General features: G+C 75.4%; 12 protein-coding genes. 1 reads left to right on the forward strand and 11 read right to left on the reverse strand.

What is annotated here, in order from left to right; translation table 11 throughout:
• Positions 1 to 85: 85 nt before the first annotated feature.
• The 11 genes from AC067J_RS30910 to AC067J_RS30960 all read right to left on the reverse strand — a co-directional run bounded on the left by AC067J_RS30910 (position 86) and on the right by AC067J_RS30960 (position 11,139).
• Positions 86 to 1,048: an alpha-ketoacid dehydrogenase subunit beta gene (locus tag AC067J_RS30910; RefSeq protein WP_478304766.1), complete on the reverse strand. Its 963-nt coding sequence runs from the start codon at positions 1,046 to 1,048 to the stop codon at positions 86 to 88.
• Positions 1,045 to 2,031, reverse strand: a complete 987-nt coding sequence (locus AC067J_RS30915) for a thiamine pyrophosphate-dependent dehydrogenase E1 component subunit alpha (protein ID WP_478304768.1) — start codon at positions 2,029 to 2,031, stop codon at positions 1,045 to 1,047. The genes AC067J_RS30910 and AC067J_RS30915 overlap by 4 nt, the downstream gene beginning before the upstream one ends.
• A complete protein-coding gene (locus AC067J_RS30920; RefSeq protein WP_478304770.1) occupies positions 2,028 to 2,942 on the reverse strand; it encodes a phytanoyl-CoA dioxygenase family protein in 915 nt (304 codons plus the stop codon). The genes AC067J_RS30915 and AC067J_RS30920 overlap by 4 nt, the downstream gene beginning before the upstream one ends.
• A gap of 44 nt (positions 2,943 to 2,986) precedes the next feature.
• Complete coding sequence (gene hppD / locus AC067J_RS30925; protein ID WP_478304772.1) at positions 2,987 to 3,994, reverse strand: 4-hydroxyphenylpyruvate dioxygenase; 1,008 nt, start codon at positions 3,992 to 3,994, stop codon at positions 2,987 to 2,989.
• Positions 3,995 to 4,091: 97 nt separating this feature from the next.
• Positions 4,092 to 5,408 carry a beta-ketoacyl-[acyl-carrier-protein] synthase family protein gene (locus tag AC067J_RS30930; protein ID WP_478304774.1) on the reverse strand — a complete coding sequence of 439 codons (1,317 nt, stop codon included), beginning with the start codon at positions 5,406 to 5,408 and terminating at the stop codon, positions 4,092 to 4,094.
• Positions 5,405 to 7,048 (reverse strand): class I adenylate-forming enzyme family protein, encoded by a 1,644-nt coding sequence (locus AC067J_RS30935; RefSeq protein ID WP_478304775.1) that lies wholly within the window; start codon positions 7,046 to 7,048, stop codon positions 5,405 to 5,407. Before AC067J_RS30935 ends, AC067J_RS30930 begins: the two co-directional genes overlap by 4 nt.
• Positions 7,049 to 7,213: 165 nt before the next feature.
• Positions 7,214 to 7,729: a beta-ketoacyl synthase chain length factor gene (locus AC067J_RS30940; protein WP_478304776.1), complete on the reverse strand. Its 516-nt coding sequence runs from the start codon at positions 7,727 to 7,729 to the stop codon at positions 7,214 to 7,216.
• Complete coding sequence (locus tag AC067J_RS30945; protein WP_478304778.1) at positions 7,726 to 8,847, reverse strand: beta-ketoacyl synthase N-terminal-like domain-containing protein; 1,122 nt, start codon at positions 8,845 to 8,847, stop codon at positions 7,726 to 7,728. Before AC067J_RS30945 ends, AC067J_RS30940 begins: the two co-directional genes overlap by 4 nt.
• The gene (locus AC067J_RS30950) at positions 8,844 to 9,176 is read right to left on the reverse strand and encodes an acyl carrier protein (RefSeq protein ID WP_478304780.1); all 333 of its coding nucleotides are present in this window, start codon (positions 9,174 to 9,176) and stop codon (positions 8,844 to 8,846) included. The genes AC067J_RS30945 and AC067J_RS30950 overlap by 4 nt, the downstream gene beginning before the upstream one ends.
• Positions 9,173 to 9,460 (reverse strand): phosphopantetheine-binding protein, encoded by a 288-nt coding sequence (locus AC067J_RS30955; protein ID WP_478304781.1) that lies wholly within the window; start codon positions 9,458 to 9,460, stop codon positions 9,173 to 9,175. Before AC067J_RS30955 ends, AC067J_RS30950 begins: the two co-directional genes overlap by 4 nt.
• A 254-nt stretch (positions 9,461 to 9,714) precedes the next feature.
• Entirely contained in the window at positions 9,715 to 11,139 is a 1,425-nt protein-coding gene (locus AC067J_RS30960) for a class I adenylate-forming enzyme family protein (RefSeq protein ID WP_478304783.1), read from the reverse strand.
• 188 nt (positions 11,140 to 11,327) lie between these two features.
• Between AC067J_RS30960 and AC067J_RS30965 the strand changes: the two genes are divergently transcribed.
• The gene (locus AC067J_RS30965; RefSeq protein ID WP_478304785.1) at positions 11,328 to 12,422 is read left to right on the forward strand and encodes an alpha-hydroxy acid oxidase; all 1,095 of its coding nucleotides are present in this window, start codon (positions 11,328 to 11,330) and stop codon (positions 12,420 to 12,422) included.
• Positions 12,423 to 12,566: the final 144 nt, after the last annotated feature.

Genomic DNA, 12,566 nt, shown 5'->3' on the forward strand with positions numbered 1-12,566 from the left:
GCCTGTCCTGCCTGTCCTGCCGGTCCCGCCGGCTCTTCCTGTTGTGCCTGTTCCGGTCCCGGAGGTCCGGTCCCGCCCGTCCGGGCTACTTCATGACGGCCCGCAGCGCGTGCCGCAGCTGCTCGCGGCCGGGCTGGAGGGCCCGGTCGAGGGCGGGGGCGAACGGCAGCACGGTGCCGTCCGGGCGGGTGACCCGGCGCGGCGGGGCGATCAGCCTGAACTCCTCGGCGGCGGTGGCCAGGACCTCCGCGCCGATGCCGCAGCTGCGGTTGGAGTCGTCGATCACGACCAGCCGCCCGGTGCGCTCCAGCGACTCGCCCAGCGCGGGCCAGTCGAAGGGGTACAGCGTGCGCGGGTCGAGGACCTCGACCGAGATCTCGTCGGACAGTTCCTCGGCGACCGCCAGCGCGTCGTGCACCAGGTGGCCGACGGCGACCAGGGTGACGTCCGTGCCGGGCCGGTGCACCCGGGCGCTGCCGAGCGGGATCGGCGCCAGCTCCCAGGTGACGGTCTCCCGGACCGGCAGGGCGGCGGCGGGCGCGAAGACCACCACCGGGTCCGGGTCCCGGACCGCCGAACGCAGCAGCCCGTAGGCGTCGGTCGGGGTGGCGGGCACCACGGTCTTCACCCCGGCGTGCGCGAACAGGCTGTACGGGTGGTCCGAGTGCTGGCCGGCCCAGCCGTCCCGGGAGCCGGAGCCGGGGACCAGGCAGGTCAGCGGGACACCCGCCTGGCCGCCGGACATCAGCGAGAACTTGTGGGCCTGGTTGACGATCTGCTCGAAGACCAGGAACAGCAGCGAGGGGATCTGGAACTCCAGCACCGGCCGCCGCCCGGCCAGTGCCGCGCCGACCGCCATCGCGGTGAACGCCTGTTCGGAGAGCGGGGTGTCGACGATCCGCTCCGGTCCGAACCGGTCCAGCAGCCCGAGGGTCGGTCCGGCCATCCCGGCGCCGATGTCCTCGCCGAACACGCAGACCGCCGGGTCCCCGGCCAACTCGTCGGCCAGCGCCCGGTTGAGCGCCTTGGTGTAGGAGAGCCGGGTCATGCGACCGCCCCCGCCCGCGGACGCAGCCCGGAGGCGTACAGGTGGTCGGTCGCGCCGGCCGGGTCCGGGTGCGGCGAGGCGAGCGCGAACCGCTCGGCCGCCGCCAGTTCGGCGGCCACCTCGGCGTCCAGCGCGGCCGCCCGGTCGGCGCCGATCGCGGCGGCGGCCCGGGGGACCGGGTCGCGTTCGCGCCAGGCGGCGACCTCCTCGGCGGAGCGGTAGTTCAGCTTCATCCGGCGTTCCATGGTGTGGTGGCCCTCGAACCGGTAGGTGCGGCACTCCAGGAACCCCGGTCCGCCGCCCTCCCGGGCCCGGGCCACGGCCTGTTCGGCGGCTGTCCGGACCGCCTCGGTGTCCATGCCGTCCACCTCGGCGGCCGGGATGCCGAAGGCGGCGGCCCGGCCGGTCGCACTGCCGGCCACCGCGGTCTCGGCGGGCAGGGTGGTGGCGTAGCCGTTGTTCTCGCACACGAAGAGCACCGGCAGGCGCCACATCGCGGCCAGGTTGAACGACTCCAGCAGCACACCCTGGTTGAGCGCGCCGTCGCCGAAGAAGGCGACCGCCACCGTCGGCTCGCCGGCCTGCCGGGCGGCCCAGGCCGCGCCGACCGCGATCGGGGCCCCGGCGCCGACGATGCCGTTGGCACCGAGGATGCCGAGCCGCAGGTCGGCGGCGTGCATCGAGCCGCCCCGGCCCCGGTTCGACCCGCCCACCCGGCCGGCCAGTTCGGCCAGCAGCCGGGCCGGGTCGAGGCCCCGGGCCAGCACGTGGCCGTGGCCGCGGTGGGTCGAGGTGAGCCGGTCGCCGGGCGTCAGCGCGGCGCAGACGCCGACCGCGACGGCCTCCTGTCCGATGTACGGGTGGATGCCGCCGGTGATCACGCCGGACTTCACCAGACCGAGCGCCTGCTCCTCGAAGGAGCGGATCAGGCGCAGCATCCGGTACCGCTGCTCGGGGGTGTCGAGGGCGGCGGTCTCCGTCACAGGTCTCCCCGCCAGACCGTCGGGCAGATGTCCGGGTCGGCGTAGTCGGGCCGGCCGTCGGGGGTCCGGCGGACCACCACGTCGTGGTTGTAGACCACGGTGCCGCCGTCCGGCTTGGTGGCGGCGCGGTACTCGTTGCCGCCGTCCTGGAGGTGCAGCGAGACGGCCCGGCGCGGGAAGGAGGCCAGGTTGGGGCCGCTGCCGTGGTAGGTGCGGCAGTGGTGGAAGCTGACGTGCCCGCGCGGGATGACCATCGGGACCTTGCGCACCGTCTGCCCGTTGTGGGCGGCGTTGGCGTCGAGGATCGCGTCAAGCTCGGAGCGGTCGCGGTCGGCGAAGTGCCGGGTGGAGTCCTCGCCGGAGGGCAGCTCCTGCCAGCGGTGGCTGCCGTCGACCATGGTGATGGTGCCGTTCTCCTCGCCGCAGTCGTGGAACGGCAGGAAGGCGGTGAGCATCCGGTCGGAGGTCGAGGTCTGCCAGTAGTGCTTGTCGAAGTGCCACGGCACCTGGTTGCTGGGCTCGCCCGGCACCGGGGGCTTGTAGATCAGGGTGGCCTGGAAGACCCGGACCTCCTCGGCCTGGGCGAGCAGCGCGGCGACGGCGCCGAGCAGCGGCTTGCGCAGGACGGCGCCGATCGCGTCGCTCTCGAAGTGCACGTAGTCGTTGTGCCGCTGGACGGGCCCGTGCGAGGGCTCCCAGGAGGCGAGCTTCGGCGGGCGGACCGGGAGGGCGCGGTCGCGGTGGCCCTCGTAGTACTTCTCGGTGGCGTCCTGCAGGGTGTCCAGCTCCTCGTCGCTGAACAGCCGGCGGGACAGGTACCAGCCGTGCTCCAGGTAGCCGGCCACCTCCTCGGGGGTGGGCAGCAGCGCGCGTTCGGCCTCGGTGAGGTGGAACTCGGGTGCGGTGGTCACGGTTCGGGCCTCCTCTTTCTCTCGTGTCGGCTGCTCGTACGGATTCAGACGGAGGCGGCGGCGCGCTGCCGTTCGACGGCCTCGTACAGGGCCTTGATGTTGGCGGTGCCGAACGTGCCGGCGCCCTGGCGCTCGATCAGCTCCAGGAAGAACGTCCGGCGCGGGTGGGTGGAGCGGGCGAAGAGCTGGAACAGCTGCCCGCCGTGGTCCTGGTCGACGAGGATGTCGAGTTCGCGCAGGGTGTCGACCGGGATGGCGGTGCCGCCGAGCCGTTCGGCGAGCGCGTCGTAGTAGGTGCCGGGGGTGGTGAGGAACTCGACGCCCCGGCCCCGGACGGTCCGCACGGCGGTGGCGATGTCCCCGGTGCGGAAGGCCAGGTGCTGGACGCCGGCGCCCTCGTGGTCGGCCAGGAAGGTGTCGATCTGGCCGGGGCGGCGGCTGGTGTCGGGTTCGATCAGGGTGAAGGTGACCTCGCCGGAGGCGCTCTGCACCACGCTGGAGTCCATCGCCTGCTCGCCGACCTCGATGTACTCGCCGAAGATCCGGTGCATGCCGAGGGCGGCCTCGCAGAACCGCACCGCGGGGGCCAGTTCGCCGGCCGGGACGCAGATCGCGGCGTGGTCGAGGGCGTCCAGCAGCCGCCCGGCGGGCTCGTCGGGGTCGGTCGCGGACTCCGGCACGAACCGCAGGGCGGTGTCGCCGAAGCCGGCCACCAGGCCGCCGGCCCGGTCCAGGACGCGGGCGCCGTGGCGCTCGGCGCGCTCCAGGGCGGCCTGCGGGTCGGTGCAGCCCAGCGCGAGGACCGCGACGCCCTCGCCGTGCCGGTCCACGTACCGGGCGACCGGGTGGGCCGGGTCGGTGGCGGAGCGCAGCAGGAAGCGGATGCTGCCCTGGCGGATCAGGACGGTGCGGGCGCCCTGGGACTCGGCGGTCGCGAGGTGTTCGGGCTCGGGCGGGACGCTGGTGAAGCCGTAGTCGGCGCAGAAGCCGGCCGCGGTGGCGTCGGCGTCGGCGCAGTGGTACTCGACGTGGGTGATGGACTGGATGGACATTCGGGATCTCCCCCCGGGGGGTGGCGAGTTGGCGAGTGGTCCGGCGCGGGTCGGGCGGCGCGGCGACGCTGCCGCGTCAGGGCTCGTCTGACAGGCCCTACCGGGCGGACCGGGTGGAGGCGGGCTCGAACACCAGGCTGAGGTTGTGCCCGCCGAAGGCGAAGGCGTTGCTCAGGGCGGCGCCGAGCGGGACGGCGCGGGCCGCGCCCCGGACGTGGTCCAGTGCGCAGGCGGGGTCCGGCTCGGCGAGGTTGACGGTCGGCGGCAGCGTCCCCCGGGCCACCGCGAGTGCGGTGACCGCTGCCTCCAACGCGCCCGCGGCGCCCAGCAGATGGCCGGTGGCGCCCTTGGTGGAGCTGACCGCGGGGCCCTGCTCGCCGAAGACGGCGCGCAGCGCGGCGGTCTCGGCGACGTCGCCCAGCTTGGTGCCGGTGCCGTGGGCGTTGACGTAGCCGATGTCGGACGGCGCCAGGCCCGCGTTGGCGATTGCGGCGCGCATCGCGTCGGCGGCGCCGGCGCCGTCCGGACGCGGCATGGTCGGGTGGTGGGCGTCGGTGGAGGCCCCCCACCCGGTGAGGTCGGCGTAGCCGGCCGCGCCGCGGGCGTTCGCGTGCTCGGCGCTCTCCAGCACCAGGACGGCGCTGCCCTCGCCGAGCACGAAGCCGTTGCGGCGGCTGTCGAACGGCCGGCTGGCCTGCCCCGGATCTTCCCAACCGGACGCCAGGGCGCGGGCGTTGGTGAACGCGGCGGCGATGGTCGGGTGCAGTGAGGACTCACTGCCGCCGCACACCACCACGTCCGCGTCGCCGGCTCGGATCAGCCGCAGCCCCTCGGCGACGGCCTGGGCGCCGGCCGCGCACGCCGTCACGATGGCCGAACTGAAGCCCCGGATGCCGTGCTTGATGGCGATCCGGGCGGTGGCCATGTTGGAGAGCATGCCGGGCAGCAGGTACGGGCTGACGCCGGGCCGGCCGCGGTCGAGGCGGCGGTGCGACTGCTGCTCGAAGGTCTCCAGTCCGCCGCCGCCGGTGGCCAGCACCACGGCGGTGCGGTGCGGGTCGGAGTCCTGGCCGACGACCAGGCCGGCGTCGGCGAGCGCGTCGTCGGCGGCGGCGAGGGCGAGCAGCACGAACCGGTCCACGCAGCGGGTCTCGGTGGGCGGCAGCACCTCCCGGCCGTCGATGGCCGGGGCGACGCCGGCGGCGCTCAGCCAGCCGTGCGCGGCGTGGCCCTCGGGGAGCGCGCGGATGCCGGAGCGGCCGGCGGTGAGCGCGTCGAAGACCTCGGCGGGCTTGCGGCCGACGGGGGTGACCAGGCCGATGCCGGTGACCACGGCGCCCGGGCGGCCGCCGGTGCGGCCGCCGGTGCGGGCGGCGGTGCGGGCGGCGGTGCGGTCCGTGTCGCCGGCGCTCATCGGGCGCTCGCCTCTGCCGGGGCGGCGGCCGCGACCGAGTCGAGGTAGCGCTGGCGCAGCAGCACCTTGCGGACCTTGCCGGTCGGGCCGAGCGGGATGGCGTCGCCGGCGACCACCACGACCTGGCGGACGGTGGCCGCGGCGGCCTCGTCGAGGGCGGCGGTGACGGCCTTGGTCCGGTCGGCGTCCGGGTCGGCGCCGGCGGCCAGGATCAGCAGCACGTCGGTGACGACCTGCCCGCCGTCGCGGACCGCGACCACGGTGCAGTCCAGCACGTCGGGGCAGGCGGCCAGCACCCGCTCCTCCGACATGGCGGTGAACAGCCGCTTGCCGTCGCCGAGTTCGACCGAGTCGACGGCCCGGTCGACGTGGTAGTAGTAGCCCTCCTCGTCCCGGTACATCAGATCGCCGGTGAGGAACCGGCCGCGCAGCCGGGTGCGGTAGGTGGTGGCGGAGTCGTTCCAGTAGCCGAGCGCCAGGGTCGGTGAGGTGGTGGCGAGTTCGCCGACCTCGCCGGGGCCGAGCGGCTCGCCGTCCGGGCCGACCAGCTCGCAGTCGACGAAGGCGTGCGGGCGGCCGACGCAGCGGCCGTACCGCTCGGTGCCGGGACCGTGGGTGATGAAGAAGTGCGAGTGGCCCATCTCGGTGGAGCCGAGGCCGTCCACGAACAGCGAACCGGGCACCCGGACCCGTCCCTCGCGGGTCACCGACTCGCGGCTGCCGGTGGCGACGAGCCGGCGGATGTGCACCTCGTGGGCGCAGTCGCCGGTGTTCCACCAGAGCGCGACCGAGTCCAACTCCCGTGCGGACAGGTCGTGGTGGGCGAGATCGGCCCAGGTCGCGGCGAAGCCGACGACGCCGCTGGGCCGCCAGCTCTCGATCGCGTCCAGCACCCCGGCGCCGGACTGGCTGGAGAGCACGGCGAGTTGGGTGTGCGAGGCGAGCGCGAGGTTGACCGCGATCAGCGTGGCGGCGTGCGGGGCGGGCAGTGCGCTCAGCATCCGCTCCTGGCCCTGCGGGCGGGGCAGCCGGGCGCGGTGGCGGATCGCCGCGTACAGGCTCGCGTGCGAGTGGACGACGGCCTTCGGCATGCCGGTGGTGCCGGACGAGTGCGTGATCGCCACCGGGTCGCCGGCCCAGTGCCGGTACGGCGCCGGGGCGGCCTGCGGGTCGCCGCTCCCGAGGGTGGAGATCTCCGGGAACGCGGGCGCGCCCGGGTCGTGGCCGGCCAGTGCGGCGAGGTGCGGCTCGTCGGCGAGGATGCCGACCGGGCCCAGCTTGGCGATGTAGCGGGCGGCCCGCTCGCCGGGAAGGTTGGGGTTGAGCAGCGCGGGGACGGCGCCGAGCCGCGCCAGCGCGAGGAAGGAGAGCACGTGGTCGGCGGCGTCGCTCGCGTACACCACCACCGGGTCGCGCCGGCCGACGCCGAGCGCGTGCAGGGCGGCGGCCCGGGCGCGGACGGCGCGGTCCAGCTCGGCGACGCTGAAGGGCTGCCAGGCGGCGTGGTCGTCCACCGGGGTGTCGAAGGTCAGCAGCGGCTCGTCCAGGCCGAGGCCGAGGGCGAGCCGGCTGGTGAGGACGTTGCCGGCGCCGACGGCCGGGTCGTCCGCCAGAAGGGTGCGAATACTGCGGATGCTCACGGGGTGGATCCCTCCCGAGGTGCTGGGCGTGCTGAACGTGCTGGGCGTGCTGCGGCGGGACGCGGCGGGTGGGGGACCGTTCGCGCCGGTGGAGCGCAGGCGTGCGGGGGTGGGTGCGGGGGACGGGTTCGAGGGGCGGGTGCGGGGGTGTGCCAGGGGGCGTGCTCAGGCGCCGGTGACCAGCAGCGCCACCGCTCGGTCCGTCCCGCCCGGGCCGTCGGCCTGTTCGGCGGCGATGACGAGGACCTGCTCGGCGTCGCCGTCCGCGAGGAGCAGCCCGGCCAGGTCGAGCGCGTCCTGCGGGACCTCGCCGGGTGGGGTCTCGGCCGGGCTGATCGCCACCACCGGGCCGGTGAGGCCCCAGCGGGCGGCGATGTGGCCGAGGACGGCGTTCGGGTTGGACTGGAAGAAGAGCAGCGGGGGCATCCGCCGCCCGGAGGCGGCGGCCTCGTCGATCGCGCGGGCGGTGGCGCGGTCGCCGCCGGTGCTGGCCAGCAGCAGGGCGGTCCGGCCGGGGGCCGGGGCCGCTCCGTGGCGGGCGCGCAGGCAGCGCTCGGCCGTCTCGGCGACCAGCGGGTTGAACGTGGAGGCGGAGAAGCCGGGCAGCGGGGGGAGCGGCTCGGGCGTCCCGGCCTGCGGGTCGGGCCAGGCGGCCTCGGCGAGGATGCGCAGCGCGGTCATCGGGCGGCCACCAGGAGTGCGGTGTTGGCGCCGCCGAAGGCGGAGTTGAGGGTGAGCGCGTAGTCCGGCCGGGCGGCGCGCGGTCCGTCCAGGACGAGGTCCAGTCCGAGGTCCGGGTCCGGGCCCAGCCAGCCGGCGTTGACCGGGAGCAGACCCTCGTTCAACGCGCCGATGGTGACGACGAGTTCGAGCAGGGCGGAGGCCTCCAGGGCGTGCCCGTGGACGGCCTTGCTGGAGCTGACCGGCAGGCGTGCGGCGTGCTCGCCGAAGACCTTGCGCAGCGCGCTCGCCTCGGCCCGGTCGGCCAGTGGCGAGCCGGTGCCGTTGGCGTTGACGTAGCCGATCTCGGCCGGGGCGACCCCGGCCCTGCCGAGCGCCGCCTCGATCGCGCGGGCCGCGCCCTCGCCCTCCGGTTCGGGGCGGCAGACGTGGTGGGCGTCCCCGGTCCGGCCCCAGCCGGCCAGCCGGGCTAGCACGGGTGCGCCGCGCCGTTCGGCCTCCGGCTCGGCCTCGACGAGCACGGCGGCCGCCGCGTCGCCGAGCAGGGTGCCGGTCCGCCCGGCGCTGAACGGGCGCAGCTCGCCGTCGCGGGCCAGCGCCCGGCCGGCGTCGAAGGCCGCGAAGACGCCCGGCTCGACCAGGTGGCCGGCCGCCACCAGGACCCGGGGGTGCCGACCCGCGGCGACCAGTGCGGCGGCGTCCGCCACGGCGGTGCCGGCCGCGACGCAGGCGCCGGTGTAGGTGCGGGTGACTCCGTCGGTGCCCCAGCCGGCGGCCGTCCCGGCGGCGACCGCGGTGACGGCGGTCCGGGTGTGCAGGTCGCTGTGGAGGGCGAGCAGCACCGGTGGGCCTCCGTCGCCGGGTGCCGGCGGCAGGCCCGCCTGGCGGCAGGCCTGGTCGACGGCGGCGAGCACCGCGTCGGCGAGCGGGCGCGGTTCGGGCAGCAGCGCGGCGCGGGTGGTGCGGCGTGCGGAGACGTCGAACCGGGTGACGGCGGCGAAGGCGGCCTTGCCGTGGGCGGTGGCCTCGGCGAGTGCGGCCGGTCCGGTGCCGGCCGCACTGAGCACGCCGACGCCGGTCACCACGGGGCGGACGGCGGGTGGGGCGTGGCGGGTCATGGCCGCAGGGCTCCGACGGTCGTCGCGGTGCCGGCGGTCGTGGCGCTGTCGGCGGTCGTGGCGGTGCTGCCGGTCGGGAGGGAGCCGTCGGCGGCGGCCGCGAGGACCGCCGCTCGGAACACCGCGACGGCGTCGTCCACCGTCCGGACGGCCTCGAAGTGGTCGTCGTCGAGGTCCGGCTCGATGCCGTAGCGCTGCTCGAACTCGGCTATCAGCCAGGTGAGTTCGAGTGAGCCCAGCTCTTCGGGGACGCTCTCGACGGCGCGCTGCCCGAACGCCGCCAGCATCTCCAGGACCTCGGCCCGGTCGGGGCCGGCGAGCTGGGTCACGCCGGGCTGCCCGAGGTGGCGGTGGCGGCGGTGCCGGCGGCGGCGATCCGGGCGGCGACGTCGGCGGTGAACTGGTCGAGCGTCATCAGCGCGGTGGTCTCCATCTCGTCGAGGTCGAACTTGACCCCGTACTCGTCCTCGACCTGGACCGAGAGGTCGGCGAGGGCGAGCGATTCGAGGTCCAGGCCGGCCGGGCCGAGGTCGGTGTCGCCGGTGACCTCGGAGACGTCGTACTGCATCTCGGCCAGTGCGGCGAGGACGAACTCGCGGATGCGGTCCTGCATGGTGTGCTCCTTGTGCCCGGGCGCATGCGGTGCGCGCGGGGTCGTCGGGGGATCGGACACGGCCCGTCCGGCGGTCGGGCCGGGGCCGACGGGGCGGTGGTGGCTGCCTGTCGGGGCCCGGCGGGGGCCGTGGGGCGGTCCGGCGGTGCGTGGTCCTGCGGGTGGTGCTGCGTGGTCATGCGGTGGTGCTGCGAGGTCCTGCGGTTCGGGGTGGTGCGGTGGATCGTCCGGCCGGGGAGGGCCCCGGGTCCGGTTCAGCCGGCGGCGGCGCGCAGCGCGACCGGGTCGCGCAGCAGCTTTCCGGTGGCGGTGCGGGGGAGTTGCGGGAGGAAGGCGAGCCGGCGCGGCCGCTTGTAGGCGGCGAGCTCCCGGGCGAGCCCGTCCCGGACGAGGGCCTGGTCGGCGCCCTCCTCCGCGGAGAGGTAGGCCTCGATGGAGCCCTCGTCGAAGACGACGACGGCCTCCCGGACCTGCGGCAGAGCGGCGAGGGTCTGCTCGACCTCGGTGAGGTCGACCTTGAGCCCGCCGATCGAGACCTGCGAGTCCCGTCGGCCGAGCACGGTGACGAGACCGGTGTCCCCGTCGAGCACGGCGGCGTCGCGGGTGTGCAGCCAGCCGTCCGCCCAGCGGGTCGGGTCGTCCAGTCCGGGGTACGGCGAGGCGGCCGTGCGGAGCTGCAACTCACCGTTGACGAGGCGCAGTTCCATGCCCTCGACGGGTTGCTTGGCCGGGTGCAGGGTGCCGTCCAGATCGGTGGCGATCACCCCGAGTTCGGTCATTCCGTACATGGTGCCGAGCGGGACGCCGTACCGTGCGGTGAACGCGGCGGGCAGGCCCGGGCGGACCAGTTCGCCGGCCACGACCATCCGGCGCAGCTGGGGCAGCGCCGGCGGTCCGGCCGAGCCGGCCAGCAGTTCGGCGTGGAACGGGACCCCGATCACCGTGGTCGGGCGGTCGTCGTCGGCGACGGTGGCGAGGATACCCGCCGCCGTCATCCGGTCCGGCACGGTCAGCGGGGCGTGGGCGTGCAGGCTGTTGAGCAGCCCGCCGACCAGGCCGAGGACGTGCACCACGGAGGAGAGCAGGACGACCCGCTCGCCCTCGCCGGGGAAGCCCGCGAGCCCTCGGTAGCAGTCGAGTTCACGGATCAGGTCGCCCGCGGTGCGGGCGATGACCTTGGCCGGGCCGGTGGACCCGGAGCTGAGCTGGACCAGGGCGTGCCCGGTCCGGGCCGGTCGGCCGGCGGGCAGCCGGACGGCGACCGGGTCGACCACGGAGTAGCCGCGCAGCGCGGCCGCCGAGGACCGCTGGGCGGAGCCCACCAGCACCTGCGGGGCCAGCCGTTCGACCGCCCGCTCGATCTCGTGGTCGGTCAGCCGGTGGTCCAGCAGGGCCACCTGGGCCCGCAGTTGCCAGCAGGCCAGGAGCGCGGCGACGAAGCCCAGCGAGGGCGGCAGGCGCAGCGCGGCGGTGCCGCCCGGGCCGAGGCCGGCGGCGGTGAGCCGTTCGGCCTGCTCGGCGACCAGCGCGCGCAGGGCGTCGCGGTCGACGGGTGTGCCGAAGCGGAGGCACTCCTCACCCCCGGGGCCGGCCAGCAGCACCCGTTCGACCCAGTCGTCGGGGGCATCGGCGTGCGGGGGTGAAGAGGGCGGCGGTACAGAAGGGGAAATGCGGGTCAACGCCACTCCACACAGTGAGGAGATTTGTCATGAACGCCGTGTGCAGGTAATCACAAGCAATACGGTCAATTCCGTTGCCAGACCATTGCACAGACGTTTGGTCAAATCAAGGTCTATACCAATCAGGTCCAGACCTCCTACGCTGCCGACCCGTGGACTGGTCCGAGCGCGGCCGTCCGGGAACGAGGATGCCCGTGGCACCACTCACGCTGGCCGGGATCGAACGCGCGGCGCGCGAGCAACTCACCCCAGAAATCTGGGACTTCATCGAGGGTGGCAGCGGTGCCGAACGCACCGCCGCGGCCAACCGGGAATTGTTCGGACACCACGCGTTCCGCCCCCGGACGATGGTCGACGTCTCCGACTGCTCGACGGCCGTCAAGCTGCTCGGCTCACCGCTCCGACTGCCGCTCGGAATTGCCCCGATGGCCTACCACCGACTGGTCCATCCGGACGGTGAGACCGCGACCGCCCGGGCGGCCGGAGAGGCCGGCGCCCTGCTGGTCGCCGGAATCTTCGCCAGCCGCACCCTGGAGGAGATCGCCGCCGCCGCGACCGGCCCGCTCTGGCTCCAGCTGTACTGGCTGCGCCGCCGCGACGCCCTCGCCGCCCTGGTCGAACGGGCCGAGGCGGCCGGTTTCACCGCCCTGATGCTCACCGTCGACGCCCCCCGGATCGGCCGCCGCCTGCGCGACCTGCGCAACGGCTTCGCCGTCCCGCCGGAGATCCGCGCGGTCAACCTCGACCCTGCCCTGATGGCCGCCAGCCACCGTGCGGCCGAAGGCAGTTCGGGCATCGCCGACCACGCCCGCGAGCAGTTCGACCCCACCCTGACCTGGGCCGACCTGGCCTGGCTGCGCGAACGCAGCCGGCTGCCGCTGGTCCTCAAGGGCATCCTGACCGCCGAGGACGCCCGGCTCGCCGCCGAGCACGGCGTCGACGCCGTCGTCGTCTCCAACCACGGCGGCCGTCAACTGGACGGCGCCCTGCCCGCGCTCGCCGCCCTGCCCGAGGTGGTCGACGCCCTCCCGCCGGACATCCCCGCCCTGCTCGACGGCGGTGTGCGCGGCGGCGCCGACATCGCCGTGGCCCTCGCCCTCGGCGCCCGGGCCGTCCTGGTCGGCCGCCCGGCGTTCTGGGGACTCGCCACCGGCGGCGCGGAGGGCGTCACCCGGGTCCTCGACCTGCTGCGCGACGAACTGGAGCACACCATGGCCCTGCTGGGCCGCCCCCGGCTCGCGGACCTGGACCGCACCGCCCTCGCCCCCTGGCCCGCCGGCTGACCCCGGCCCCCGCGCCGCGGCCCGCACGGGGACCGTCCGACGCACCCGTGGCCGTTTGACACCCCCGTGAACCGCCCTTTGACGCAGTCACCCGGCCCCCGGCAACGGCACCATCGGGCAACCACCCGAGCCCTTTTCGACACA

The organism is Kitasatospora sp. NPDC042419 (assembly GCF_056437345.1).

Excerpts from the sequence above, each read along its gene's own strand:
- hppD (WP_478304772.1), bottom strand. The coding sequence starts at position 3,994 with ATGTCCATCCAGTCCATCACCCACGTCGAGTACCACTGCGCCGACGCC.
- AC067J_RS30910 (WP_478304766.1), bottom strand. The coding sequence starts at position 1,048 with ATGACCCGGCTCTCCTACACCAAGGCGCTCAACCGGGCGCTGGCCGAC.
- AC067J_RS30955 (WP_478304781.1), bottom strand. The coding sequence starts at position 9,460 with ATGCAGGACCGCATCCGCGAGTTCGTCCTCGCCGCACTGGCCGAGATG.
- AC067J_RS30940 (WP_478304776.1), bottom strand. The coding sequence starts at position 7,729 with ATGACCGCGCTGCGCATCCTCGCCGAGGCCGCCTGGCCCGACCCGCAG.
- AC067J_RS30930 (WP_478304774.1), bottom strand. The coding sequence starts at position 5,408 with ATGAGCGCCGGCGACACGGACCGCACCGCCGCCCGCACCGCCGCCCGC.
- AC067J_RS30965 (WP_478304785.1), top strand. The coding sequence starts at position 11,328 with ATGCCCGTGGCACCACTCACGCTGGCCGGGATCGAACGCGCGGCGCGC.
- AC067J_RS30945 (WP_478304778.1), bottom strand. The coding sequence starts at position 8,847 with ATGACCCGCCACGCCCCACCCGCCGTCCGCCCCGTGGTGACCGGCGTC.